The organism is Rhizobium sp. P1_B8, from assembly GCF_056406515.1.
In genome coordinates this window covers 1-25,091 of record NZ_JBFTZZ010000018.1, presented here as the reverse complement: position 1 = coordinate 25,091, position 25,091 = coordinate 1, and the positions used below count along the sequence as shown (strand labels likewise).

General features: G+C 60.7%; 22 protein-coding genes. 7 read left to right on the top strand and 15 right to left on the bottom strand.

Going from position 1 to position 25,091, the window contains the following annotated elements; translation table 11 throughout:
• Window positions 1–10: 10 nt before the first annotated feature.
• From AC1D2N_RS21850 to AC1D2N_RS21805, 10 genes are all read right to left on the bottom strand, one after another.
• Window positions 11–895: a F0F1 ATP synthase subunit gamma gene (locus AC1D2N_RS21850; protein ID WP_018243855.1), complete on the bottom strand. Its 885-nt coding sequence runs from the start codon at window positions 893–895 to the stop codon at window positions 11–13.
• Window positions 896–923: 28 nt separating this feature from the next.
• Window positions 924–2,453 (bottom strand): F0F1 ATP synthase subunit alpha, encoded by a 1,530-nt coding sequence (gene atpA / locus AC1D2N_RS21845; RefSeq protein WP_018243856.1) that lies wholly within the window; start codon window positions 2,451–2,453, stop codon window positions 924–926.
• Window positions 2,453–3,019 carry a F0F1 ATP synthase subunit delta gene (locus AC1D2N_RS21840; RefSeq protein ID WP_018243857.1) on the bottom strand — a complete coding sequence of 189 codons (567 nt, stop codon included), beginning with the start codon at window positions 3,017–3,019 and terminating at the stop codon, window positions 2,453–2,455. The genes atpA and AC1D2N_RS21840 overlap by 1 nt, the downstream gene beginning before the upstream one ends.
• Window positions 3,020–3,274: 255 nt before the next feature.
• Entirely contained in the window at window positions 3,275–3,664 is a 390-nt protein-coding gene (locus AC1D2N_RS21835) for an AGROH133_08824 family phage infection protein (protein ID WP_018243858.1), read from the bottom strand.
• A gap of 69 nt (window positions 3,665–3,733) precedes the next feature.
• On the bottom strand, window positions 3,734–5,950 hold the full coding sequence (locus tag AC1D2N_RS21830; RefSeq protein ID WP_477981987.1) for a primosomal protein N': 2,217 nt from the start codon (window positions 5,948–5,950) through the stop codon (window positions 3,734–3,736).
• 106 nt (window positions 5,951–6,056) lie between these two features.
• Window positions 6,057–6,947: an ABC transporter ATP-binding protein gene (locus tag AC1D2N_RS21825; protein ID WP_477981985.1), complete on the bottom strand. Its 891-nt coding sequence runs from the start codon at window positions 6,945–6,947 to the stop codon at window positions 6,057–6,059.
• Window positions 6,944–7,978 (bottom strand): ABC transporter ATP-binding protein, encoded by a 1,035-nt coding sequence (locus tag AC1D2N_RS21820; RefSeq protein WP_080764057.1) that lies wholly within the window; start codon window positions 7,976–7,978, stop codon window positions 6,944–6,946. The genes AC1D2N_RS21825 and AC1D2N_RS21820 overlap by 4 nt, the downstream gene beginning before the upstream one ends.
• A gap of 4 nt (window positions 7,979–7,982) precedes the next feature.
• On the bottom strand, window positions 7,983–8,840 hold the full coding sequence (locus tag AC1D2N_RS21815) for an ABC transporter permease (protein WP_028734232.1): 858 nt from the start codon (window positions 8,838–8,840) through the stop codon (window positions 7,983–7,985).
• A 6-nt stretch (window positions 8,841–8,846) separates the two neighbouring features.
• Entirely contained in the window at window positions 8,847–9,851 is a 1,005-nt protein-coding gene (locus tag AC1D2N_RS21810; RefSeq protein ID WP_018243863.1) for an ABC transporter permease, read from the bottom strand.
• A gap of 67 nt (window positions 9,852–9,918) precedes the next feature.
• Window positions 9,919–11,820 (bottom strand): ABC transporter substrate-binding protein, encoded by a 1,902-nt coding sequence (locus tag AC1D2N_RS21805; RefSeq protein ID WP_130653192.1) that lies wholly within the window; start codon window positions 11,818–11,820, stop codon window positions 9,919–9,921.
• A 351-nt stretch (window positions 11,821–12,171) separates the two neighbouring features.
• On the opposite strand from AC1D2N_RS21805, the gene AC1D2N_RS21800 reads away from it, so the two are divergent.
• Entirely contained in the window at window positions 12,172–13,800 is a 1,629-nt protein-coding gene (locus AC1D2N_RS21800; protein WP_130653193.1) for a GH39 family glycosyl hydrolase, read from the top strand.
• Window positions 13,801–13,860: 60 nt separating this feature from the next.
• Here the strand turns inward: AC1D2N_RS21800 and AC1D2N_RS21795 are convergent, their stop codons facing one another.
• Together AC1D2N_RS21795 and AC1D2N_RS21790 are read right to left on the bottom strand one after the other, a co-directional pair.
• On the bottom strand, window positions 13,861–14,532 hold the full coding sequence (locus tag AC1D2N_RS21795; RefSeq protein WP_018243866.1) for a GntR family transcriptional regulator: 672 nt from the start codon (window positions 14,530–14,532) through the stop codon (window positions 13,861–13,863).
• A 117-nt stretch (window positions 14,533–14,649) separates the two neighbouring features.
• Window positions 14,650–15,675 carry a Gfo/Idh/MocA family protein gene (locus AC1D2N_RS21790; protein WP_130653194.1) on the bottom strand — a complete coding sequence of 342 codons (1,026 nt, stop codon included), beginning with the start codon at window positions 15,673–15,675 and terminating at the stop codon, window positions 14,650–14,652.
• Between the two features lie 240 nt (window positions 15,676–15,915).
• On the opposite strand from AC1D2N_RS21790, the gene AC1D2N_RS21785 reads away from it, so the two are divergent.
• The 3 genes from AC1D2N_RS21785 to AC1D2N_RS21775 are packed head-to-tail and all read left to right on the top strand — an operon-like array spanning window position 15,916 to window position 19,444.
• Window positions 15,916–17,628, top strand: a complete 1,713-nt coding sequence (locus AC1D2N_RS21785) for an IlvD/Edd family dehydratase (RefSeq protein WP_130653195.1) — start codon at window positions 15,916–15,918, stop codon at window positions 17,626–17,628.
• Window positions 17,625–18,497 carry an amidohydrolase family protein gene (locus tag AC1D2N_RS21780; RefSeq protein ID WP_130653196.1) on the top strand — a complete coding sequence of 291 codons (873 nt, stop codon included), beginning with the start codon at window positions 17,625–17,627 and terminating at the stop codon, window positions 18,495–18,497. The genes AC1D2N_RS21785 and AC1D2N_RS21780 overlap by 4 nt, the downstream gene beginning before the upstream one ends.
• Window positions 18,498–18,511: 14 nt before the next feature.
• Window positions 18,512–19,444: a dihydrodipicolinate synthase family protein gene (locus tag AC1D2N_RS21775; protein ID WP_018448175.1), complete on the top strand. Its 933-nt coding sequence runs from the start codon at window positions 18,512–18,514 to the stop codon at window positions 19,442–19,444.
• Here the strand turns inward: AC1D2N_RS21775 and AC1D2N_RS21770 are convergent.
• The gene (locus AC1D2N_RS21770) at window positions 19,425–19,922 is read right to left on the bottom strand and encodes a GNAT family N-acetyltransferase (protein ID WP_130653197.1); all 498 of its coding nucleotides are present in this window, start codon (window positions 19,920–19,922) and stop codon (window positions 19,425–19,427) included. The two genes, AC1D2N_RS21775 and AC1D2N_RS21770, sit on opposite strands and share 20 nt — an antisense overlap.
• A 16-nt stretch (window positions 19,923–19,938) precedes the next feature.
• Window positions 19,939–20,889 (bottom strand): GNAT family N-acetyltransferase, encoded by a 951-nt coding sequence (locus tag AC1D2N_RS21765; RefSeq protein WP_130653198.1) that lies wholly within the window; start codon window positions 20,887–20,889, stop codon window positions 19,939–19,941.
• 139 nt (window positions 20,890–21,028) lie between these two features.
• On the opposite strand from AC1D2N_RS21765, the gene AC1D2N_RS21760 reads away from it, so the two are divergent.
• The 3 genes from AC1D2N_RS21760 to AC1D2N_RS21750 all read left to right on the top strand — a co-directional run bounded on the left by AC1D2N_RS21760 (window position 21,029) and on the right by AC1D2N_RS21750 (window position 24,387).
• Entirely contained in the window at window positions 21,029–21,964 is a 936-nt protein-coding gene (locus tag AC1D2N_RS21760) for a tyrosine recombinase XerC (RefSeq protein WP_130653199.1), read from the top strand.
• A gap of 182 nt (window positions 21,965–22,146) precedes the next feature.
• Window positions 22,147–23,223: a TraB/GumN family protein gene (locus tag AC1D2N_RS21755; protein WP_130653200.1), complete on the top strand. Its 1,077-nt coding sequence runs from the start codon at window positions 22,147–22,149 to the stop codon at window positions 23,221–23,223.
• Window positions 23,224–23,331: 108 nt separating this feature from the next.
• A complete protein-coding gene (locus AC1D2N_RS21750; RefSeq protein WP_130653201.1) occupies window positions 23,332–24,387 on the top strand; it encodes a TraB/GumN family protein in 1,056 nt (351 codons plus the stop codon).
• Between the two features lie 12 nt (window positions 24,388–24,399).
• On the opposite strand, the gene AC1D2N_RS21745 is transcribed toward AC1D2N_RS21750, so the two are convergent.
• Entirely contained in the window at window positions 24,400–24,900 is a 501-nt protein-coding gene (locus tag AC1D2N_RS21745) for a cytochrome b (protein WP_018448179.1), read from the bottom strand.
• Window positions 24,901–25,091: the final 191 nt, after the last annotated feature.

Below are 25,091 nucleotides of genomic sequence, written 5' to 3'. Positions count from 1 at the left end.
TTTCCTAACCTCAGAGCGCTTCCGCGCCCGAAATGATTTCAATGAGTTCCTTGGTGATCTGCGCCTGACGCTGGCGGTTGTAGCTCAGCGTCAGCTTGTTGATCATCTCACCGGCGTTACGCGTCGCATTATCCATCGCGCTCATCTTCGCACCCATCTCGCCGGCAACGTTCTCGAGGAGCGCACGGAAGACCTGGACCGAGATATTGCGCGGGATCAGATCTTCGAGGATCGATGCCGGATCCGGCTCATATTCGTAGACGGCGCCTGCATGCGCGGCATCTTCGCTCTGTACTCCGCCCGTCGAAGCCGGGATGAGCTGCTGCGCTGTTGGAATCTGGCTGATCACCGACTTGAATTCGGAATAGAACAGCGTGCAGACGTCAAATTCACCGGCCTCGTACATCTGGATGACGCGCTTGCCGATCTGGTCCGCATTCTCGAAACCGATTCGCTTGACGTCGCGCAATTCCTTGCGCTCGATGATTAGAGAAGCATATTCGCGGCGAAGGATGTCATAACCCTTCTTGCCGACGGTAAAGATCTTCACCGTCTTGCCCTCGGCAAGCAGCTTGCGGACATGCTCGCGCGCAAAGCGTGCGATTTGCGAATTGAAGCCACCGCAAAGACCGCGTTCGGCTGTGCAGACCACCAGCAGGTGAACCTGGTCCTTGCCGGTACCGGTCATCAGTGTCGGCGCGCCATCCGCATCGGTGACGGCCTTGGCGATGTTCGCCAGAACCGCACCCATGCGCTGCGAATAAGGCCGGGCGGCCTCGGCCGCCTCCTGCGCACGCCGAAGCTTCGCCGCGGCGACCATTTTCATCGCCTTGGTGATCTTCTGCGTCGCCTTGACGGAGGCGATCCGGTTTTTCAGATCCTTAAGTGAAGGCATCCGTGATCCGTCCTAACTTAGGGCCCGATTACGAGAAAGACTTTGCGAAGCTATCGAGAGCAGCGGTAAGCTTGCCCCTGGTATCATCGCTGATTGCCTTTTCCGTGCGGATCGCGTCGAGGATGGCGGTGCCTTCCGAACGCAGATATGAGAGGAGACCCTGCTCGAACTTGCTGACCGAAGCAACCGGCAGCTTGTCGAGATAGCCGTTGACGCCCGCGAAGATCACCGCGACCTGTTCCTCCGTCTTCAGCGGCGAGAACTGCGACTGCTTCAGGAGTTCGGTCAGGCGTGCGCCACGGTTCAGCAGGCGCTGCGTCGCAGCGTCGAGGTCCGAACCGAACTGGGCGAAGGCAGCCATTTCGCGATACTGCGCGAGTTCGCCCTTGATCGAGCCGGCAACCTGTTTCATCGCCTTGATCTGCGCCGCCGAACCAACGCGGGAAACCGACAGACCAACGTTCACGGCAGGACGGATACCCTGATAGAAAAGATCGGTTTCAAGGAAGATCTGGCCGTCGGTGATCGAAATCACATTGGTCGGAATGAAGGCCGAAACGTCGTTACCCTGCGTCTCGATAACCGGCAGAGCGGTCAGCGAACCGGCGCCCATGTCGTCATTCATCTTCGCAGCGCGCTCGAGCAGGCGCGAATGCAGGTAGAAAACGTCGCCCGGATAGGCTTCGCGACCCGGCGGGCGGCGCAGCAGAAGCGACATCTGACGGTAGGATACGGCCTGCTTGGACAGATCGTCGTAACCGATCAGCGCATGCATGCCGTTATCACGGAAATATTCGCCCATGGTGCAGCCGGCAAACGGAGCCAGGAACTGCATCGGCGCCGGATCGGAAGCGGTGGCGGCAACGATGATCGAATATTTCAGAGCGCCGCGCTCTTCGAGCACCTTGACGAACTGCGCGACAGTCGAACGCTTCTGGCCGATGGCGACGTAGACGCAGTAAAGCTTCTCACCTTCCGGACCGTTGTCGTGAATGGCCTTCTGGTTGAGGAAGGCATCGAGAAGGATCGCGGTCTTGCCGGTCTGGCGGTCGCCGATGACGAGTTCGCGCTGGCCGCGGCCGACCGGGATCAGCGCATCGATGGCCTTGAGGCCAGTCGACATCGGTTCATGAACCGACTTGCGGGGGATGATCCCGGGAGCCTTGATGTCGACGCGCGAGCGGCGCGTCGCATTGATCGGGCCTTTGCCGTCGATCGGATTGCCGAGCGCGTCGACGACGCGGCCGAGCAATTCAGGTCCGACCGGAACGTCGACGATGGCGCCGGTCCGCTTGACGGTGTCGCCTTCCTTGATGTCACGGTCAGCGCCGAAGATGACGACGCCGACATTGTCGGATTCGAGGTTCAGCGCCATGCCACGGACGCCGCCCGGGAACTCGACCATTTCACCGGCCTGGACATTGTCCAGACCATAGACACGAGCGATACCGTCACCGACGGAGAGAACCTGGCCGACTTCCGAGACTTCTGCCTCTTTGCCGAAATTTTTGATCTGGTCTTTGAGAATTGCGGAAATTTCCGCGGCGCGGATATCCATCAGCCAACCTCTTTCAATGCGAGCTTAAGGGTAGAGAGTTTGGTACGAAGAGACGTATCAATCTGACGGGACCCGACCTTCACGATCAGACCACCAAGAATTGACGGATCAACCGTGACGGCAATCGTCACGTCTTTGCCGGTAACGCTCTTGAGTGCCACCTTCAATTCGGTTTCCTGCGCTTGCGAAAGCGCATGCGCCGAGGTGACCTCGGCGGAAATTTCACCGCGATGGTTCGCGGCGATGATGCGGAAGGCCTTGATCATGCCCGGCAGGGCAAACAGGCGGCGGTTGCGCGCCACGACCTTCAGAAAATTGGCGAAGAAACCGCTGATGCCGGCCTTCTCGCTGATGGCGACGATCGCCTTCAACTGGTCTTCGGCGGAGAAAACCGGGCTTGCGACGAAACGCTTCAGGTCGGCGCTCTCATCCAGCATCGTCTGGAAATGGTCAAGATCGGCGGTTACGCTGTCGACGGCGCCCTGCTCGAGCGCCAGTTCGAAAAGCGACGAGGCATAGCGCTCGGCAACACCAGAAGTAAGCTGGGACGTGTCTGCCACTGGCACAAATTTCCCTGATTTCAACCCAAAATCCGGCTCTCGGCGGGCGCCGAACCTATGATCTTGAATTCGTTTTGATTTCCCCCAGAAATCACAAGAGAAGCCTCTTGCTTCTTCCGAAATTCGGGGTCCGTCTAACATAGGATGTACGGACTCGCAACACGCGTAACGCCCGAATATGCCTTTCATATGATTTTCTGTTCGCAAAATTGCGCAATGGCCTGGAAGGAGGCCAGAAATGCCGTCTGCCGGCAGAGAGAGTCACGTCTGGATGAAGCCGAAAACGTAGAGCAGCGGTAGCGCGGCCAAAGCAATCTGCACAACCAGGAGTAAATAGTTGACGAGATTACTCCCCTTATCGGACAGGATCGAGATGATACGGGCAAAGGCAGCCATCGCGAAAGAGGCGCCGAGCGCCATGTAGATCCAGTCCTGGGCGAGCAGGATCGCCGACAGGCCGAAACCGAGATAGAAACCGCCCATCGAGCGTCCCTCGCCGAAACCTTCCGGCCGCCCCTCCTGCGCCTGCAGACCGAGAAGACGGAAAGTCTGCCCCGGCGCGAACATCATGATGAAGCCGGCAAGCGCCGTGAAAGCGGCAGAGCAAAAAGCAAGCTGCTCGCCAAGCTCGGTCGGAAAATAAAACTCCATGCGTCAGCCCCAAATCACCCGGATGAATCAGTGTTTTATGGCATGGGCCGAAAAAGGAGGAAATGGCGTCTAGAGAAAACTCTGCGGATCGATATCCAGCTGCACCTGCACCGATCCGCGCTCCTTGGGTGACTGCGACAGCATCGCCCGCAGGAACCCCTGCATGTCCGAGTTCCGCCGGCCGTGCACCAGGAGGCGGAAGCGATGACGGGCGCGTACCAGCGCGAGCGGCGCTTCGGCCGGGCCTAGCACCGAGATACCCGACACCTGCGGTGCGGCGTTGCGCATGCCGCGCGCATGGTTTTCAGCATCATGGCGGGTTTCGGCAGAAACGATGATCGACGCAAGCCTGCCGAAGGGCGGCAGCACGGCGCGTTCGCGTTCGCTGATCTCGCGCTCGTAGAAGGCGTCGGAATCACCTGATACGATCGCCTGCATGACAGGATGCTGCGGCTGATAGGTCTGCAGCAGCCCATGGCTCTTCAGTCCGGTGCGTCCGGCCCGGCCGGTCACCTGCGACAGAAGCTGGAAGGTGCGCTCGGCCGCGCGGGGGTCGCCATTGGCAAGGCCGAGATCGGCATCGACGATGCCGACCAGCGTCATCAGCGGAAAATTATGCCCCTTGGCGACAAGCTGGGTGCCGATGACGATATCGGCCTCGCCCTTGGCGATCGCTTCCAACTCCAGCCGCAGCCGCTTCACCCCACCCATAATATCCGAGGAGAGAACGATCGTTCGCGCCTCCGGGAAATGCCGTTCCACCTCTTCGGCGATGCGCTCGACGCCTGGCCCGCAGGCGACGAGATGATCGAGCGTGCCGCATTCCGGGCAGGCCTCCGGCGTGCGCTCGGCATGGCCGCATTGGTGGCATTGCAGCTGCTTGCGGAAACGATGCTCCACCAGCCAGCTCGAACATTGCGGGCATTGGAATCGATAGCCGCAGACCCGGCAGAGCGTCAGCGGCGCATAACCGCGCCGGTTGAGAAACAGCAGCGCCTGTTCGCGCTTCTCCACCGTCTTGCCGATCGCCCGGATCAGCACCGGCGACAGGAAGCCGCCCCGCTCCGGCGCGTGCCTGCGCATATCGACCAGATGCAGATCCGGCATCGCCGCATCGCCGAAACGGGTCGGCAGGTGGACGGTGCTGTAACGTCCGCTCTGCCCGTTGACCTGGCTTTCGACCGACGGCGTCGCCGACACCAGGATGACGGGAAAATCGCCGATGCGGCCGCGCACGACAGCCATGTCGCGAGCATTGTAAAAGACGCGATCCTCCTGCTTGTAAGCGGGATCGTGCTCCTCGTCGACGATGATCAGGCCAAGATCCTCGAAGGGCAGGAAGAGCGCCGAGCGCGCGCCCGCCACCACCCGCACTTCGCCGGTCACCGCCTGGCGCCAGACCTTTTCGCGCATGCGCGGCGCAAGATCGGAATGCCATTCGGCCGGCTTTGCCCCGAAGCGGTCCTGGAAGCGCTCCATGAAACTGGCCGTCAGCGCGATCTCCGGCAGCAGGATCAGCACCTGCTTGCCACGTTTCAGCGTCTCGGCAATCGCCTCGAAATAAACCTCGGTCTTGCCGGAGCCGGTCACCCCGTCGATCAGCGACACCGAAAATTCGCCCTTGCGAACGTCGGTAACAATCTCTTCGGCTGCCTCCTTCTGCGGCCCTTCGAGACGTGCGGCAGCAAAATCCGGATCGGGCATCGCCACAACCGGCGGCGGCGGCAGGAATATCGCCTCAAAAATGCCGAGCGTGATCAGCCCATCGACGACACTCGTCGAGACGCCCGCCGCATGCGCAAGACCGCTGCGTGTCCAGGAAAAGCCGTCGGAGGCGGTATCGAGCACCCGGGCGCGCGCCGGCGTCATCCGCTCCGGTTCGCCGCCGACGAGCTTCAACCCCTCCACCATCGGTTCCGGCTCGAAGGCGTTCGGCGCCCTCAGCGCCATGCGAGCAACGAGCCCAGGCGGCGAGAGCGTATAGGTCGCCACCCAATCGATGAAATCCCGCATCTCCCTGGAAAGCGGCGGGCAGTCGAAGACATGGCTGATCGGCCGAAGCTTCTTCGGATCGACGCCGTCTTCGCCGCCGTCCCAGACGACGCCGATCACCTGCCGCGGCCCGAGCGGCACCTGCACGACCGAGCCGGGCTCGACCGCCATGCCATCCGGCACCGAATAGGAATAGGGTTTGGGCGCCGGCATCGGCACCAGCACCGGAACCGTTCGGTTCGCGGGCGGTGCCTCGAAAAGCGCGCCAAAGAGATCGGACGAATCTGTGCTCATCGCGCGAGACCATGCCCGCAAATCGATGGAATTGAAACTGCAAAGACGGAGCCACGCACTGCGGGTCGCCGCAGCGATTTAAAGAGTGAAGCTCAGAAATTGAGCTTCACCTGGCAAGGCGGTCGCCATCGTCGGAATAGGCTTCATTTGCCTTGCCATTGCGCTGCCGCAGGCGAATGATCGCCGACGCCTCGCGAGGATTGGGCGGCAGGACCGCGTTCTTCAAGGCGATAGAGTAGGCGTGTTTCGGATGTTCCAGCACATCCCTGGCATCGCCGCTCTCCACCACCACGCCCTTGCGCATGATCACCACGCGGTCGGAAATGTAGTAAGCGGTCGCAAGGTCATGGGTGATGTAGACGATCGAGACGTTGAGCGCGTCGCGCAGATCCCGAAAGAGATTGACGATCGACATGCGCAGCGATGCGTCGACCATCGAGACCGGCTCGTCCGCCACGATCAGCTTCGGCTCAGGGATCAGCGCACGGGCGACGGCGATGCGCTGCAATTGGCCGCCTGAAAGCTCATGCGAGAAACGACCTTTTATCTCCGCCATCGACAGGCCGACACGTTGAAGGGCAACGTCGGCAAGCGCCTCTTTCTCGGCGCGGCTCTTCGCGCCCTTGAAGCGATGGGCGGTGGCCAGCAGATACTCGTCGATCCGGGTCAGCGGATTGAAGGCCTCGAACGGATTTTGAAAGACCGGCTGGACCTTGGCCATGAAAGTCTCACGATCCCTACGGGAACGCACCGCCTTCACATCGGCGCCGTCGAAGCGGATGCTGCCCCGATCGACCTTTTCGTTACCGAGAATCATCTTTGCCAGTGTCGACTTGCCGGAGCCGGATTCGCCGACGATCGTGAAGATCTCGGGCTTGTCGGCGGCGAGGGCAAAGCTGACATCGTCGACCGCTTTCATCTTTTCGCGCGAGAAGAAACCGCCGATCGGAAAGAGCTTGGTGACGTGGTCGAGTTCGAGAAGGAAATGGCTGCTCATTGAATCTGGTACTCCCCGGCACGGAAGCACGCGACCCGCCCTCCGGTCGCGCTCGGCAGCATGGCCGGCACCTCCCGTGCGCATTTGTCGATCGCGATCGGACAGCGCGGATGGAACCGGCATCCCGAAGGCGGATCCGAGAGTGCCGGCGGCTTGCCCCTGAGGCTCTTTCGCGTCGAGACATCACCGATGCGTGGCAGGCTGCCGATCAGGTGAACGGTGTAGGGATGCTGGGGATTGTCGAAGATCGCCTGCGTCGGCCCCTCTTCCGCCAGCCGTCCCGCATACATGATGGCCAGCCGGTCGGTGATGGCGGCATGCACCGACATGTCGTGGGTCACGAAGATGACCGAGGACTGCAAGCGCATCTGCACTTCCTTGATCAGCGCCAGCACGTCCTGCTGCACGAGCACGTCAAGCGCCGTCGTCGGTTCGTCGGCGATGATGAATTCCGGCTCGCAGACAGTGGCGAGAGCGATCGTCAGGCGCTGGCGCATGCCGCCCGAAAGCTGGTGCGGAAAGGCCTCGAGCACATGCGGATCGAGATGCAGGCGGGCAAGATGCGCCTCGACGCGCGCGCGGAAGGCATCTGGATCGAGGTTCATGTGGCGGGAAGCGAAATCGGTGAAGGCGTGTTTGACCCTTCTGACCGGGTTCAGCACATTCATCGAGCCCTGCATGATGTAGGAAAGGTGGCGCCAGCGTGCCGCCTTCATCTTGCTCGGTTCAGCATAGACATTGATCGGCCCGTCGGCAAAATTGAATTTCACCGTTCCGCCGACGACGCGCATCGGCGGGCGGATGGCGCCGGCAAGCGTCTTGATCAGCGATGTCTTGCCGCTCGAGGATTCGCCGGCAATGCCGTAGATCTCGTTCCTGCGGATGGTCAGGCTGATATCGTCGACTGCGCGGATCTCCCGCCGCACGCCGAAATAATCATTGACGTAATAACATTTAAGCCCGTCGATCGTCAGTGCATCCATGGCGTTTTCGGCAAGGGTCAAAGGCTGCGTCCTCATCAGGTTCTGCATCTCCTCAAGCTCCCATGCGGGCCAGGCGCGAGCGCGGGTCGATATATTCGTTCACCGACATGGCGAGCATGAACAGGCCAAGGAACAGGATGACGACGAAGAGCATCGGAAAGGCGACCCACCACCATACGCCCGATACCATCGCGGAATGCGCATTGGCCCAGTAGATCATGCCGCCGATCGTCGGCCGGTTGATGTCGGAAAATCCAAGCACCGAGAGCGTCACCTCGAGGCCGATCGCCCAGATCAGATTGTTCATAGTCGTGAAGAAGACGATCGGCATGACATAGGGCAGATGCTCGCGGATGAGGATCTGTCGTGTCCGCATGCCCGAGAAGACCGCGTGCCGGGTAAATTCCCGGTGGCGGAGAGACAGGGCAACGGAACGGATCAGGCGGCTGTCATGCGTCCATCCGAGCAGCGCCGCGGTGATCGCCAGCATGAACCACGTCATCTGGTCGCGAAGCACGAAGACCAGAAGCAGCAGGATCGGAATATTCGGCAGTGCGCCGAGCGTATCGTTGACCGCCATGATGATCTGGTCGGTTCGCCCACCGATATAGCCGGAGATCAGTCCGACGGCGATGGCGATGATGCGGCTGACGAAGGCGACGATGATGCCGAAGAACAGCGTATTGCGCATCGAGGCGGCGATCTGCCAGAAAACCTCCTGGCCACGCGAGGTGGTGCCGAGCCAGAATTCGGCCGAAGGCGGCATGTCGGGCGCGACGACATAGATGGCATTCTCGTCATAGGGCGAAAAGAACGATGCCGCGATCAGCGCCAGGATGATTGAGATCAGGATAGTTCCGAGCAGGAACTCCTTGTTGTAACGCAGCAGGTCTCTGAGGACTTTGAACATCACGGATTACCCCAGTTTCACGCGTGGATCGATCAGCGGATAGATGATGTCGATCACGAAGACCGCGGCGGCAACCGCGATGATGGCGATTGTGGTGACACCGAGCACGAGGCTGTAATCGCCGGAATAAATGCCGGAGATCAGAAGCTTGCCGATCCCGGGATAGTTGAAGACGAACTCGACGATGACGGCACCGCCGAAGACATTGCCGAGACTGAGTGCCAGGCCGGTGACCTGCGGAAGCATGGCGTTGCGCGCCACATATTGCGAAAAGATGCTGCGCGAGCGCACGCCACCAAGTTCGGCATAGACGACGTGATCGTCGGTGACGATGTTGGAAACCAGCGAGCGCATCGAGATGAACCAGCCGCCGATGCCGACAAGCACGAGGGTCAGGGCCGGCAGGATGCCGTGCTCGATCACCGAGCTGATGAAGGCCCAGTTGAAGGCAGGCGCGAGATTGACCTGCGCGCCGTCGCTGATCGGCAGGATCGGCCAGATGAAACCGAAGAGGATCACCAGGCTGAGACCGATGATGTAGGTCGGGATCGGCTGCAGCGCCATGATGACGATACCGGCAACCTTCAGCAGCTTGCTGCTGTGGAAATAACCGGCAAGCGCGCCGAGAAAATTGCCGATGATCCAGGAGATGATCGTTGCGAGCGTCAGAAGCCCGACGGTCCAGGGCAGTGCACGGCCGATAACGGTCATCACTGGGGTCGGGAAAGAGGAAAGCGACGGGCCGAAATCGCCGGTCAGGACGCGGCCCCAGAAGGTGAAATACTGCTCCAGCAGCGGGCCGCCGGTGCCATAGAGTTCACGCAGCGATTCGCGGAGGATCTCGACGGCCTGCGGATCGGTGGAGCCGAAGCTCGTCAACAGCGACACTGTCTGCTCGATCGGATCGACCGGCGAAAAATGCGCGATCAGGAAGGCCAGCGTGATGCCGGTGAAGACCACGAAGAGAAATTGCAGAAAGCGTTTTGCCGCATAGATCAGAAAGCCGTTCATGACATCGACCTTTCAATAGCAGAACGGGAACAGCCGGCGGCCGGCTGCTCCCTCGATATTGCCTCGATCAAGGCTTCGGCGCGTCCGGATTGGCCTTCAGACCGACCACCATGTAGCGAATGTTCGACCAGTTCGGACCCGAGGCCGAATAGGGATTGTCCGCGCTCGGATAGTTGGTCCAGTAGGTCGTATCGAGCGGCGCGAACTTGTTGTAGGCCATCAGCGGGATCATCGGCATTTCCTCGACGGCAAGCTTCAGAAAGTCCTGGCCGAGTTTGGCGACATCGGGCGAGTCGAAGGCGATCGACCGATTGCGCTCGATGAGCTGGTCGAGACGCGGATCCTGCCAGCGCTGCAGATTGCGCGGCGGCTGGATCTGCCCGACCGGCTTGATGAACTCCGAATGATAGCTGTCGAGGAAGAAGGAGAGATCGGGATGACCGCCCCAGGTCTCGATGCTCCAGTAGATCGCCGTCTCGAAATCGCCGGTACTGAGGCGCTGGCCATTGGTCGGGCCGGCGACATCGACCTTGGTGGCGATGCCGGCTTGCGTCCATTGCTGGGCAATCACGGTGCCGGCGCGGGCAAGCGTCGGGATGGCATCGCCTTCCACCTGCAGGCGGATCGTAAAGGGCGTGCCGTCAGGCTTCATCCACTGGCGACCGCTCTTCTTGAAGCCCGCCTTCTGCAGCAGCTCGGTCGCAGCCTCAACGTCCTTTTTCCACCAGCCGAAGCCGAAGGTACGCTGCAGCTTGGCCGGATCGGTCGGGATCTGATCGGCCCATTGGCTGCGCACCATATTGGCGATCTGCGACGAGATGTTGGGATCGTAGGGCTTGATCTTGCGGGATCCGGTGTCGAGCTCGAAGTTCGTCAGCCAGTCCTGCATCGGTGCGTAATAATCGTCCGGGGCAGAACCCGTCGGCGGCGTGGCAAGGGCGGCGATATTGGCCGCGCCGCGATAGGAACCAAGCGCCACTTCGCGGATGTCGATCAGCAGAGCGAGAGCCCAGCGCACGTCCTTATTGTCAAAGGGCGCCTTCTTCGTATTGAAAAGAACAGAGGGCAGCGTCGGGTCCGGATGCGCGAAAGGGAAGCCCTTCAGCCAGGAGGCCGTGCTCTTGCTGTCACGCATGATCGAGAACATGCCCTCGGGCGCCATGTCGTTGATGACGTCGAGATTGTGGTTGCGTTGCTCGATGACGCGGGCCTCCGGATTGCCGGCGGCGCGATAGACGACGTACTTGACCTCGGGCGGCTGTGCTGCAGCCAGGCCGATCGACGTGCGCTGCCAGTCGTCGCGCAGCTTCCAGATCGTCCAGTTGCCGCCCTTGTCATAACTCTGCAGTTGGTAGGGCCCGAGTGAAACCGGCGGGTTGTTGTTAAAGGACAGCGGATCTGCGGCCTTCTCGAAGACGTGTTTCGGCATGATCCAGGCGGCATTCCAGCGCACGGTGAAAAGCGTATGGAAGCGCGAGTTCGGCTTCTTTAGATGGATGACGACCGTCTGTGGATCCGGATTTTCGATACTCGCGACATTGACGGTGAAGGGCGCGCTCCAGGCCATGCCGGGATGGTCGATCTGCGTCTGCACGGTATAGACCACGTCGTCGCTGGTGAATTCGATGCCATCACTCCAGAAGATCCCCTTGCGCAGCTTCACCGTCATCTCGGTGAAATCGGCGTTGTAGTGCGGCGGTTCGCTGGCCAGCGCATTCTGCCAGGCATCCTTGCCGCCTTCGGGATTGATGAACCATAGCGTATCGGTGGTCAGCTGCTGCAGGCCGTTGAGATTTGCAGCCGCCCCGCCGCCCGGAGCCCAGAGGTTGAACCAGTCTGCATTCTGCTGCGGCGTACCCTGGATGATCAGCGTTTCATTGCGCGGTATGCCGGCAATGAAATCCTGCGCAAATGCCGGAAGGGCCATGAGCGACAATAAGGCAATGGCTGCATATTTACGGAACTTCATCGGATGTTCCTCCTCCTCAACTCGCCGCGGCGAGCGCTTCCCGTAATCGATTGACGATGGCGTCCAGCGAACCCCTGCCTGCGCGTGCCGCAGGGACACATGCACTCCTCGGCGGCGGGCGAACTCACGCCACAGTTATCGACAATTTTTTGAGAAACGGCAACTGATAATTTTGTCAGTCATAAAAAATAGCGTATTTACAGGCATTTTTGGCGAACGCCGCCGATCTGATTTTTTATATTATTGACAAAGTGAGCGTTTGGCTTAGCTTTTGCGGCGAGCGCGGCGCCCTCCCAAGAGGCCGCACTTCATCACCAGACAGGTCGGCTGCTTTCGGGAGGAGGCTTTGGCATGACCGTTCAAGAGGACACCAGGATGAGCAGCCCCTATGACGTGACAATCTCCGTTCACGCCAATCGGCCAACCGGCAAATACGAACCCTTATGGAACTGGTTCGGTTACGACGAGCCGAACTACACCTACTCCCCGCACGGCAGGAAGCTGCTCAAGGAACTGACAGAGCTGAGCCCCGAGCCGCCCCGCATCCGCGCGCACAATCTTCTGACCAGCGGCGACGGCATGCCTGCGCTCAAATGGGGTTCGACCAATGCCTATACCGAGGATGCAAACGGCAATCCGGTCTATGACTGGACGATCATCGACAAGATCTTCGACACCTATGTGGAAGCCGGCAACATTCCGCTGATCCAGATCGGTTTCACGCCGGAGGCGCTCTCCGATTTCGACGGTCCCTATCGCCACCAATGGGAGCCGGCCGACAAATACGCAACAATCACCACCGGCTGGACGGCGCCGCCGACGGATCTGAAGAAATGGGGCGACCTCATCGAAGCATGGGCGCGCCATCTGGCCGAAAGATATGGCGAAGACGTCGTTTCAAGCTGGCCGTGGGAAGTGTGGAACGAGCCGGACGGTCACTACTGGACCGGAACCATCCCGCAATTCTGCGAAATGTATGATGTCAGCGCCAAGGCCCTGAAGCGTGCCTTGCCGAAGGCCCGCGTCGGCGGCCCGCACACTTGCGGCGCCTTTGCCAATGAAAAGGCCCAGACTTTCCTGCGCGCCTTCCTCCAGCACGTGGTCGACAACAAGTCGCCGATCGATTTCCTCGCCTTCCATGCCAAGGGCAATCCGGTGATCTATGAGGGTCACGTCCGGATGGGCCTGCACAAGCAGCTCCGCGACATCGAGACGAACCTTGCGATCATCAACGAGTTTCCGGAACTCCGACACCTGCCCGTGGTGATCGGCGAATCCGATCCGGAAGGCTGTGCGGCCTGCTCTGCACGCGTCCATCCGCAGAACGGTTATCGCAACGGCCCACTCTACGGCGTCTATGTCGTCGAGAGCATGATTCGCACTTACGAACTGGCGAGACGCGCCGACATCCATATCGAAGGCGCGGTGACCTGGGCTTTCCTCTTCGACGACCAGCCCTATTTCGACGGCTTCCGCGATCTTGCCACCAACGGCGTCGACAAGGCTGTTCTCAACGGCTTCCGCATGCTCGGCAAGCTCGGCGGCGAGTGGCTGGAATCGGAAAGCGATTATCGCCGCGATATCGAGGATATTATGAGCCACGGCGTGCGCGGCAAGCCCGATGTCAATGTCGTGGCGACCCGCGACGACAAGGGTGTTTCCATTCTCCTCTGGCACTACCACGACGATGACGAAGCCGGGCCGTCCGCCGACATCACGGTCAATCTCGACGGCTGGGGCGACAATTCCGCCTCGCTCAAGCATTTCAGGATGGACGGGGAGCATTCCAACGCCTTCGGCGTCTGGAAGGCGATGGGCAAGCCGCAGAATCCGGCCGGCGAAGACTATGCCAGGCTGGAAGCCTCGGGAAAACTCGCCGAGATCGACGGCGAGGCGTCGGTCAAGGTCGATGACGGCAAGATCGCCCTCAAAGTCTCCCTACCGCGTCAGGGCGTGTCTCTCCTGCGCCTCGATTGGTGAGCCGGTAGGCGGAGGGAGCGCAATCAAAAGATTGCGCTCCCTTTCAAGCGACCGGTCGCGTCAGTTGTCACTAACATAGGCGAGATAGCGTTTCTTGCTCGGCTGCAGATGGTCGACGCAGAGCTGGGCGAGAACCCAGTTATCCCCACCGCGCAACATCTCGATCATCAGCCGGTGATGTTCGTGCGAGATGCGCAGCGATTCCTTGCTCGACATCGAATTGGCGCGCACCGGCAGGCTGAGCCGCATATAGAGCTCGATCGATTGCACCAGATGCGAATTGCCGCAGGCGCCGAAGAGCGTCAGGTGGAATTTATCGTTGGCCTCGTGCACACCCCTGAGATAGCCGGATTCGATGTGGCGGCCATGCTCCTCGTGCAGCGCCAGCAGTTCCTCGATCAATGCCTCGGGCGCCGGCAGCTTTATCCACAGCGCTGCCTGCCGTTGCAGCAGTTCCCGAACGTCGTAGATTTCCTGGACCTGGCGGGCCGTCAACGAGCGGACGGTCGCGCCCTTGTTGCGCTCGCGAACCACGATACCCATCGTCTCGAGCTGCACGATCGCCTGCCGGGCGAAATGGCGCGTGACGTGAAAGCGGGCAAGGAGCGTGTCTTCGGTCAGGCGGGTTCCAGGCGCCAGCCGTCCGAAAATGATGTCCTCCTCCAGCGCGCGGGCAATGCTTAGATCATCATGCTCGATGCCGTCTTCGCGGCTTTCGTTGAGCGTCTGCAACGTCATCTCCTCTGAAGCATAACCCCGAAAACCGGATTCGATTTTCGGAAAGGGATTATGCGCCAATCTAAAGTGATAGAGCGTCCTGGACGCGCGGCGCTCTAACGGCGAGCCATGTTACAGTGGATTGCGTTCCGGGTCGAACCGGCTCAAGCGATAGATATCCTCGACCAGAGCAAGCGTCTTGATGTTATCGCCCGGCGATGTCTCCATCGCCACCTTTCCATCGAGGCTGTCGAGGAAATGCGCAATGGTCGCGTCATAGGAACCCTGGTAGGTCTGGTCGGGATCGAAGTTCTCCCGGCACTGCCGCGCACCCTCAGCCGAGAGCAGATTGCCATTAAGTTCGAGCGTGCCGCGTGTTCCGAAGATGCGTAAGTGATCACGCGGCGCCGGCGGCGCGCCATGCACGGCGAGATTGGCGTTGATGGTGACGAGAACACCGTCGCTCGTCCGGCGCAGGACGACGCTTGCGACATCCTCCGCGACGATATCGCGATTGCTCCTCTCAAGCCGCGCACTCACCACCTCCATCTCACCCAGAAGATATCTCAGCGTATCGAGATGATGGATCATGACTTCCATAACCAGCAATCGCTCCTGCGTCCGGAAAAAGGGCTGGCGCACCAGCGCCGGCCTTTTTCCTTCCGCATCCGCGATCATGCCGCTGGACAGGAATTCGAACTGCACCTGGCGGATCTCGCCGGCAAGTCCCTCGTCGAGCCACGCCTTCAGCCGCCGATAATAAGCGCGGAACCGCCAGTTCTCATGGATCATCAACCTACCCCTGCCTGAAAGACCTGCCAGCAGGTCGACCGCCTCGCCGTAGGAGGGTGCGAGCGGCTTCTGACAGATGATGTCGAAGTCCTTTGCCGCCGCCAGACGCACCAGTTCGGCATGGAACTCCCGTGGCGCGCAGATATCCACGGCATCGAGCTGCTCGGCATCCAGCATCACCTGCGCGCTCGCATAGCGGCGCGCGATATCGAAGGCGGCAAGCCGGGCTTCGACGGCGCTTGGCGACGGGTCGGCAATCGCCACGACCTCGGCTCTTTCCGATTGCCGCATCCATGCAGGCAGATGGTAGGCGCTGACCCAGCCGGCACCGATAACGCCGATACGCCGTCGTCTCGTTCCCGTCATTGCGCTTCCTCTGCATACAGTCTCATTTTATCAATAATCTATCCATCTTCATCGCAAAAGCCAATCGTTTGATAGTCGAACAAAAGTGCTAATTTCGCTGATTCCCATTGTAATTTATGGTGATCGTCGAAGAAATCCAAAAATACGATACAGTGACACCATCTTATTTATTGACAATCATCCTTATCCCTCTACGCTGACACCACGGCCATGGATCAATTTGGCGAGGGAGGAACAGGTTTGTCGAACGGTCTTCGTCGCAAGCTGACGAGTTACGGCGATCAGGGATTCTCCCTTTTCCTGCGCAAGGCATTCATCAAGGCCATGGGCTATTCGGACGATGCGCTCGACCGTCCGATCGTCGGCATCGCCAATACCTACAGTGATTTCAATCCCTGTCACGGCAATGTGCCGCAACTCATCGAGGCAACCAAGCGCGGCGTCATGCTGACGGGTGCGATGCCCATGGTGTTTCCGACAATCTCGATCCACGAGAGCTTTGCCTCGCCGACCTCGATGTATCTGCGCAATCTGATGGCGATGGAAACGGAAGAGATGATCCGCGCCCAGCCGATGGATGCCGTCGTCCTGATCGGCGGCTGCGACAAGACCCTGCCGGCCCAGATCATGGCGGCCGCCAGCAGCGAGATACCGGCGATCTTCCTGCCGACCGGCCCGATGGCCGTCGGCCACCACAAGGGCGAACGGCTTGGCGCCTGCACGGATTGCCGCCGTTTCTGGGGGCGCTTCCGCGCCGGAGAGATCGACGAGGCCGAGATCGCCGACGTCAACAACAAGCTGGCCAGCTCGATCGGTACCTGCACGGTGATGGGCACGGCGAGCACCATGGCGAACCTCACCGAAGTCATGGGTCTCTGCCTTCCCCGCGCCGGTTCGGCACCCGCCGTCGAATCTGAACGAGTCCGCCTTGCCGAGGAGACCGGCCGTGTCGCCGCGCGTCTCGCCATGGATGAGGCTGCACCGACGGTGCGCGATATCCTGACGCCGCAGGCGATACGCAATGGCCTCGTCGCACTGCAGGCGATGGGCGGCTCGACCAATGCCGTCGTGCATCTTGCCGCGATAACCGGCCGCCTCGGTCTGCGCCTCGACATGGCCGAGCTCGACCGGCTGGGCCGGAGCATTCCCTTGCTCGTCGACCTGCAGCCCTCCGGCCAGCATTATATGGAGCAATTCCATGAGGCCGGCGGCGTTCCGGCTCTGTTGAAGGCGGTGCGCCATGAAATCGACGCCAGCGCCCCGACCGTCTACGGCAGAACGATCGGCGAGATCATCGACGATGTCGTCGATGAGCCGGGCCAGACCATTATCCGCACCGTCGAGAAACCGTTGAAGCCGATCGGAACGATCGCCGTCTTGCGCGGCAATCTGGCGCCGCGCGGCGCCGTCATCAAACAATCCGCCGCCTCCAAGGATCTGCTGCAGCATAGCGGACGCGCCGTCGTCTTCGATTCCGTCGAGGATATGACGCTGCGCATCGACAGCGACGATCTCGACGTTCATGCCGATGACGTTCTGGTTCTGCGCAATGCCGGGCCGAAAGGTGCGCCCGGCATGCCGGAAGCCGGCTATCTACCCATCCCCCGCAAGCTCGCCCGCCTGGGCGTGAAGGACATGGTGCGGATTTCCGATGCCCGCATGAGCGGCACGGCCTTCGGCACGATCATCCTCCATATCGCGCCCGAGGCGGCTGATGGCGGTCCTCTGGCTATCGTCCGCACCGGCGATCGCATTCGCCTCGACGTCGAGGGCCGGCGCATCGACCTCGACATCGAGCAGGCGGAATTCGATCGCCGCATGCTTGATGTCGTCAACCGGCCCTCCCCGGCCCCGGCGCGCGGCTATGCCAAGCTCTATCAGGAGCGCGTGCTCCAGGCTGACGAAGGCGCCGACTTTGACTTCCTGCAAAGCGAGGAGCTCGACGCGCGATGAGTGCCGCTGATCGGGAGGCGCCGCTTTGCCTGCCCCGCCGGCAACTGACGCGGCTGCCGCAGCCGGCGCTGCCGCAAGGCACGGTCGATACGCATTTCCACGTCTTTCGCGCCGGCGCTCCGCTCAACACTCCACGCAGCTACACGCCTGACATCGCGACGATTGCCGACTGGATCGAATTCTCCGGCAGTATTGGCATCGCCAGGGGCGTATTGGTGCAACCAAGCGTCTATGGCTTCGACAATAGGGTGCTGCTGGAGGCGCTTGCCGCCTATCCAGATCGTCTGCGCGGCATCGTCGTCATCGATCCTGACACCACGGCGACCGAGATGGAGCGTCTGGATCGGCTCGGCGTGCGCGGCGTGCGGATCAATACGCGCAACAAGGGTGGCCTCCCGCTCGCCGCCGCCAAGACACTGGCGGAAAGCATTGCCCCTCTCGGCTGGTCGCTGCAATTGCAGATCAATCCCGAACAACTTCCCGATATTGCGGCAACGCTGTCCGGCATCCGCCTGTCCCTCGTCATCGACCATCTCGGCTTCATTCCACTTGCCAGAGAGACGAGATCGTTGCATGTCGATGCCCTGAAAAGACTGATGGACAGAGCCGAGGCCTACGTCAAAGTCACCGCGCCCTACCGTTTGACGAAGGACATGAATGACCAAGGTTTCGCCGAGGTCGGCCGCGCCCTTGCCGCCAGCCATGCGGAAAGGCTGCTCTGGGGCAGCGATTGGCCGCACACCGAATTGTGGGACGGCATGCCCGATGACGCCGATCTGATCGAGACCATACAGGCCGCCATTGACGATCCCACGATTGCCGAAAAGATTTTTGTTCGAAATGCCGAGGCGCTGTTCTTCGGCCGCTGAATTGGAGAGTACGAATGGCCAGACTGACCGAAGATGCCAAGGGCGTCTATGTGATCGCCGTAACCCCCTTCACCGATGACGGCGCGCTCGATCTCGCCAGTATCGACAGCATGGTCGATTTCTACGAGGGCGCCGGCGTCACCGGCCTGACGGTGCTTGGCCAGCTCGGCGAGGCCCCGAAGCTGACCGCCGAGGAATCGCGGACAGTCGTCCAACGGGTGCTGAAGCGCCTCGACGGGCGCCTCCCCGTCGTTGTCGGCGTTTCGGCGCCAGGGCTTGCGCCGATGAGCGAACTTGCCGAAGCCGTTATGGGCGAGGGGGCGGCCGGTGTCATGGTCGCGCCGCCCTGGACCGTCAAGACTGACGATCAGGCCTTCGCCTTCTACCAGTCGGTTGGCGAGACCCTGGGCGATACGCCCTTCGTGCTGCAGGATTATCCGCTCACCACCAATGTGACCATCGCGCCTAAGGTCATCGAGCGCATCGTCAACGAGGTGCCGAATTGTGTCATGCTCAAGCACGAGGATTGGCCGGGTCTATCGAAAATCACCGCGCTTCGCGCCGCCAGCGACAAGGGCGCCATGCGGCGTATCTCCATCCTTTGCGGCAATGGCGGGCTTTTCCTGCCCGAAGAGATGGGCCGCGGCGCCGATGGCGCAATGACCGGCTTTTGTTATCCGGAGATGATGGTTGGCGTCGTCGAGGCCTATGCAGCCGGAAATCCCGATCGCGCCCATGCGATCTTCGACGCCTATCTGCCGCTCGCCCGCTACGAACAGCAGCAGGGCATTGGCCTTGCCTCGCGCAAATATGTGCTTGCCAAGCGCGGCGTGATCAAGTCCGCCACCCTGCGCAAGCCGGGCGCCAAGCTCTCGACACTGGATATTGCCGATGTCGAGCGGCTGTTGGCGCGCCAGGCCATCCGCCTCAAGGAGATCGGGGCGTAACACACTGGCGCAAATCCGAAGCCGCTGGACCACCGTTATGGTGCTGCAGCGCGAGCAGATGGCTATGTCCATCTCGTCCGTGAGACTGAAACCCGAGCGACTCCCAGAACCTTGCCGCACCATCGTTTCCCGCATGAACGGTGACGACGGTACAGAAGGACGACGCATGATCAAGCAGAGCCATGGCAAGCATCCGGCCGATGCCGCGCCCGCGCATTGCGGGACTGATGTAGAAACGCCGCATCCGCAGCACCCCTGACATGGCCGTTTCAACAGTCATGCCGCCGATGCCGGCGAGCACCTCATCGGCATAGGCGCCAAGCAGCCTTTCGCCATCACGATCGAATCTGACGGCGCCGGTCGACCATTCGTCGATAAGGCGGGCGATATGGCGATAGCCTTCTTGCCGGGCCTCGCTTTCGAGATCTGCGATCTCCTGCGGCAACCGATCGCGGAACGTGCGGATATTGATTGTCATGGCAATGCCGGTGGTTCTAGATTGCAGGAACCGGAACCTCGCGGTGCATCGCCGCGGCCGGCGGGCCGACCGGCACGAAGGTCGCGTCGCCATCCCCGGCCATATCCTGCACCGTATGTTTCTCCAGCGCCTTCGTCACCTCATTGAGATCGCCCTCTAGCTGTTCGGCGGGAATAAGATTGCCGATCACGAAATCGAAGCGGTCGCCGCGTTTGTTCAACAGTTCGTGGAACACGGTCATGTCGCGAAGCTCCGTCGACCATTTCGCCAGCCAGTAGAACAGCCCCGAATTGCGCGCCGTCACATGCACGGGAAGGATCGGCAGGTTGTATTTGCGCGCCAGCCCGACGGCCGAGGTCTTCCACGGCCGTTCGTTCAGCCGGCCGTTCGCCCAGTAGGCAATGCGGCCTGAGGGAAAGAGCACTGTCGCCTTGCCTTCCTTCACCGCATGGTTGGTCAGTTGCAGCGTTTCGCGCGCCTTCAGCTTGCTTTTATGCTCCTCCCGCCATTCGACAGGAATGATCATCTCGGCAAAGCGCGGATTGACGCGGATGGCATCGCGATTGGCAAAGAACATCATGTCCGGCCGGCGCGCTTTCAACAGATCGAACACGGCAACGCCATCGGCGATGCCTGTGGGATGGTTACTGACGAGGATGAAGCCGCCGGTATCAGGGATGCGTTCGCCATTGGTGATGCCGATGTCGAGCTTCAGCACATCACTCAGATATTCGAACGACTGGAAACCCGGCATCTTGGCAACCGCATTGGCGAATTCGAGCGCCTTGTTGTAACGCAGCAGCGTGTAGAGGAATGGCCGCATGACCGGCCAGAGCGGATTTTTCACGATCCTCTGGCCGCGTTCGGCAATCAGCGTATCGACGATATGACCGGGCTTTCCCTGTGAAACGAGAGCGATCGCTTCCGCGAGCTGTCCGAAAGCCGTCATGGAATCGCGCCGTGCCATGAAAGATCCTGTCTATGGGGTAAAAGCTATCGCAGTACAATATGATCGAAGGATGACAAAGGCTTGGCCGGCATTAGCAATTCCATAACTGTTCCTGCTCCAAATTGGCGGACTTGAAGGCAAAATCAAGGCCAGCAACGTGAACGAACTGCTTGTTATCGCCGATCCGCGCCTGATGGCGGAGCGTGCCGCATGGCTTGAAAATCTCGCCCGTGAGCGCCGTCTTTCCGAGCATACGCTCGACGCTTACGAGCGCGACACCCGCCAGTTCCTGACCTTCCTGACCGGCCATCTCGCCGGCCCGGTGACGCTCCGCGACATCAAGGAGTTGCGCCCCGCCGATTTCCGCGCCTTCCTGGCGGCCCGGCGCAAGCAGGGCTCCGGCGCCCGCTCGCTCGGCCGCAATCTCGCCGGTCTCCGTTCGCTGCTGCGCCATCTCGAAAAGAAGGGCCTGGTCAACGCCGCCGGCGCCGGCGCAGTGCGCTCGCCGAAACAACCGAAATCGCTGCCCAAGCCGCTGTCGGACACGCAGGCGATCGCCGTCGTCAGCGACGACGCCCAACTGCATGACGAACCCTGGATTGCGGCGCGCGATGCGGCTGTCATGACGCTGCTCTACGGCTGCGGCCTGCGCATCTCCGAAGCGCTTGATCTTGCTCCCGCCGACCTGCAGAAGGGCGCGACGGTGCTGCGCATCACCGGCAAGGGCAACAAGACGCGGCTGGTGCCGTTGCTCTCTGTGGTTTTCGACGCGGTCGAGAAATACCGCGCGCTCTGCCCATACCATCTCGAAAGCGGCGAACCGCTGTTTCGCGGCGCCCGCGGCGGCAAGCTGCAGGCGGCGATCATCCAGCGCACCATGCAGAAGATGCGCAGCGCCTTCGGTCTACCGGAAACGGCGACACCGCATGCCCTGCGCCATTCCTTCGCCACCCACCTGCTTGCCGGCGGCGGCGATCTGCGCACCATTCAGGAATTGCTCGGCCATGCCAGCCTTTCCACAACGCAGGTCTATACCGGAGTCGATGCGTCACGGCTGCTCGAGGTGTATGATCGGGCGCATCCGCGCGCCTAGCGCATCGGCCCGGAAATCGGAATTGATTTTTGGAAGCACGATGCGTTGATTTAAAGTGCATCGTCATGAATCCGATTTGATGTGATGCACTTTAACTTTCGTTAACGCATTCTCTTAAAGGAATATGCGCAAGCCGGGCGTAGACCATGAAACGCACAAGGCATGTGATCGGAACACCCATCATGACGACATCAATCGGCCGCCGGACGTCTTACCTCGCAGTGCCGGCCAATCTGTTGCTCTGGCTGATCGCAGCCTTTCACATGCTGCTTCTTGCGGCCCTCTTTGTCGCTTTCCTGGCTGCAAGGCCGGCGGCGGCCGAAGACGTGGCCTGCACCGGCCGCAACCTGATGGTCGAGTTGCAGCAGAACGACCCTGCACGCTATGCCGAGGCGCTGAAGGAAGCCGACGCCACGCCGAACGGCAAGGGCATCTTCTGGAAGATCGAGAAGCCGGGACTTGCACCTTCGTGGCTGCTCGGCAGCATGCATGTCACCGATCCGCGCGTGCTCGCCCTGCCGCCGCGCGCCCAGGCAGCCCATGACGCTGCCGACACGATCATCATCGAATCCGACGAGATCCTCGATGAGCGGAAGGCGACCGCCGCCCTGCTCGCAAAGCCGGAACTGACGATGTTCACCGACGGCACGACGATCGACAAGCTGCTTTCTCCCGAGGACTACAAGCGCCTCGAGACCGGCCTCAAGCAGCGCGGTATCCCGCTCAGCGCCGTTTCCCGCATGCGGCCCTGGATGATCTCGAGCGCCGTCGCCCTGCCGGCCTGCGAAATCGCCCGCAAGGCAAAGGGCGTACAGTTCCTCGACCAGAAGATCGCCACCGATGCCGTTGCTCAGGGCAAGCAGGTCAAGGGGCTGGAAACCCTTGCCGAACAGATCCAGGCCATGGCCGATCTGCCGGTCGAATTCCATCTGAAGTCGCTGATCGAGACGCTGGAACTCGGCGACAAGATGAGCGATGTCGTCGAGACGATGACCGACCTCTACCTCTCCGGTGATATTGGCATGACCATGCCGATGCTGAAAACGGTGACGCCTGAAGAAGAGGGCGAAAATAACGATTATGCCGCCTTCGAGCAGCGTGTCATCCTCGACCGCAACAAGGTAATGGCCGAACGCGCCGCCCCCATTCTCGACGGCGGCAACGTCTTCATGGCCGTCGGCGCCCTGCACCTGCCCGGCAAGGACGGCGTCATCGAACTGCTACGCCAGCAGGGCTTCACGGTGACAGCCGTCAATTAGGTCCAACCTCAGTAATTTGCGGTAGCGGCAGCTCTCTGAGATTGACAACTCCAGTTTGCATACGTCACATGGCGGCATTTACAGCCCTTTGTTCCCAAAAGAGTTTCAATGCTCAGCCAGAATATGGTTTTCACCTCGAGAGCGGCCTCGAAAGGTCTTCCCACGTTCGGTAACGGCGCACTGCTAGTGGCGGCGGCGATGCTAACGATATTTTCCTTTTCGCCTGCCTTGGCCGATGACGAACTGGCTTGCCCGGGTCAGAACCTTTTGATCCAACTGGAAAAGGAAGATCCCGTCCGTTTCAGGAAGGCTGTCGAGAAAGCCGAGACGATACCGAACGGCAATGCGATCTTCTGGAAAATCGAAAAGCCCGGTCTCCAGCCTTCCTGGTTGCTCGGCACGATGCATGTGAGCGATTCTCGTGTATTGGACATGCCGGAAGGATTTTACGAAGCGTACGACGCTATCGACACTCTGACTGTCGAGTTAGCGGAAATCGCAGAGCCGGAAAAACTTGTGCTGGAGATCTTCAAGCATCCCGAGCTGACCACGCTCCCGGGTGACAAGACCCTCGATCACATCTTGCCCCCTGACGCGACCAGCGAAGTCGCTGCCGGCTTGAAGAAAAAGGGCATCAACGTGAACCTGATGGCTAAGATGCGACCTTGGTTCATCTACGCCAGCCTCCAGACACGTGGCTGCGATATCAAGCGCAGAGCAAGCGGCCTCAGGGTACTGGACGAATCTCTCGCCCTCGAGGCGCTAGATGATGGTGTCAATCTGGTCGGCCTGGAAACGCCAGTCGAGCAAATTAAGGCCCTGTCGGATGTCCCGGACGACCGCATGCTTCAGAACCTGCGGGAGTTGTTGGCGTTTCCGAATGGTATGGATGACATAACCGAGACGATGATCAGCCTCTACGATCAGGGTAAGATCGGAATGATCTTCTCGCTCATGGAGGTCGTCTCGACAGATCTCGCTGCTGAAAAAGCCTTCGAAAACCGTATGATCACGGATCGAAACAAGGTCATGGCGGAGCGGGCGAAGCCCTACCTCGACAAGGGGCGCACCATGATCGCCGTCGGAGCGGCGCACCTGCCCGGCGACGACGGCTTGGTTGAACTGCTACGCCGGCAGGGCTTTACCGTCACCGCGGTGAACTGAACCCGCTGGCGGTCAGCCGAGCGTCATGCGGCGCAGAACATTGCTTTTCCAATAGAACTGATGGACGAGGGCGCCGGCGACATGCGCCGCGATCAGCGCCCAGAGAATGATCTTCAGGACACCCGCGTGGAACGAACCGGCGGGATCGATACCGAAATAGTAGGCGGCGATGCCCGAAAGCGGCATCGCGAAGATCAGGATGTAGAGGCCGGCGTGAGCAAGCCTCGCTGCAAGACGGAAGATCGCCGGCTCCTGTGCGACCTCATCCGGGACGCCCTTGGTAAAACGCAGCCCGAGCCTGAGGACGGCAAGCATCAGGATGGCGATGCCGACATAGGCATGGATATTCGCCGACGAAATCTGCTCCGGCGTCGGTACCTGGCCTCTGCGCATCAGCCGATGCCAGATATTCATGCCATCGGGAAACAGCAGGTTAAAGAAGATCAGCAGCGCCACGGCCCAGTGAAGAAAACGCTGGCTCAGGCTGTAACTCACGATGGACGGCTGCTGCATTTCTGGACCTTCACGGATGCTGAACTCAACGATACGCAACAACTAGAGCCTTTCCGGGTTAGATTGAAGCATTCTGTTGGCTCAAACGGAGTCGGATGGTCGACCGGCCGGCGCGCGTCGTAGCCCAGCTCTACGGCCAAGCCGGCCGGTCGATCAGCCGGCCCGTTTCAGCCAACCCGAAGGGCCGGGCA

Excerpts from the sequence above, each read along its gene's own strand:
- AC1D2N_RS21755 (WP_130653200.1), top strand. The coding sequence starts at position 22,147 with ATGACGACATCAATCGGCCGCCGGACGTCTTACCTCGCAGTGCCGGCC.
- AC1D2N_RS21765 (WP_130653198.1), bottom strand. The coding sequence starts at position 20,889 with ATGGCACGGCGCGATTCCATGACGGCTTTCGGACAGCTCGCGGAAGCG.
- AC1D2N_RS21810 (WP_018243863.1), bottom strand. The coding sequence starts at position 9,851 with ATGAACGGCTTTCTGATCTATGCGGCAAAACGCTTTCTGCAATTTCTC.
- AC1D2N_RS21825 (WP_477981985.1), bottom strand. The coding sequence starts at position 6,947 with ATGAGCAGCCATTTCCTTCTCGAACTCGACCACGTCACCAAGCTCTTT.
- AC1D2N_RS21775 (WP_018448175.1), top strand. The coding sequence starts at position 18,512 with ATGGCCAGACTGACCGAAGATGCCAAGGGCGTCTATGTGATCGCCGTA.
- AC1D2N_RS21800 (WP_130653193.1), top strand. The coding sequence starts at position 12,172 with ATGACCGTTCAAGAGGACACCAGGATGAGCAGCCCCTATGACGTGACA.
- AC1D2N_RS21770 (WP_130653197.1), bottom strand. The coding sequence starts at position 19,922 with ATGACAATCAATATCCGCACGTTCCGCGATCGGTTGCCGCAGGAGATC.
- AC1D2N_RS21780 (WP_130653196.1), top strand. The coding sequence starts at position 17,625 with ATGAGTGCCGCTGATCGGGAGGCGCCGCTTTGCCTGCCCCGCCGGCAA.
- AC1D2N_RS21850 (WP_018243855.1), bottom strand. The coding sequence starts at position 895 with ATGCCTTCACTTAAGGATCTGAAAAACCGGATCGCCTCCGTCAAGGCG.
- AC1D2N_RS21750 (WP_130653201.1), top strand. The coding sequence starts at position 23,332 with ATGCTCAGCCAGAATATGGTTTTCACCTCGAGAGCGGCCTCGAAAGGT.
- AC1D2N_RS21790 (WP_130653194.1), bottom strand. The coding sequence starts at position 15,675 with ATGACGGGAACGAGACGACGGCGTATCGGCGTTATCGGTGCCGGCTGG.
- AC1D2N_RS21820 (WP_080764057.1), bottom strand. The coding sequence starts at position 7,978 with ATGCAGAACCTGATGAGGACGCAGCCTTTGACCCTTGCCGAAAACGCC.
- AC1D2N_RS21815 (WP_028734232.1), bottom strand. The coding sequence starts at position 8,840 with ATGTTCAAAGTCCTCAGAGACCTGCTGCGTTACAACAAGGAGTTCCTG.
- AC1D2N_RS21805 (WP_130653192.1), bottom strand. The coding sequence starts at position 11,820 with ATGAAGTTCCGTAAATATGCAGCCATTGCCTTATTGTCGCTCATGGCC.
- AC1D2N_RS21830 (WP_477981987.1), bottom strand. The coding sequence starts at position 5,950 with ATGAGCACAGATTCGTCCGATCTCTTTGGCGCGCTTTTCGAGGCACCG.
- AC1D2N_RS21745 (WP_018448179.1), bottom strand. The coding sequence starts at position 24,900 with ATGCAGCAGCCGTCCATCGTGAGTTACAGCCTGAGCCAGCGTTTTCTT.
- atpA (WP_018243856.1), bottom strand. The coding sequence starts at position 2,453 with ATGGATATCCGCGCCGCGGAAATTTCCGCAATTCTCAAAGACCAGATC.
- AC1D2N_RS21835 (WP_018243858.1), bottom strand. The coding sequence starts at position 3,664 with ATGGAGTTTTATTTTCCGACCGAGCTTGGCGAGCAGCTTGCTTTTTGC.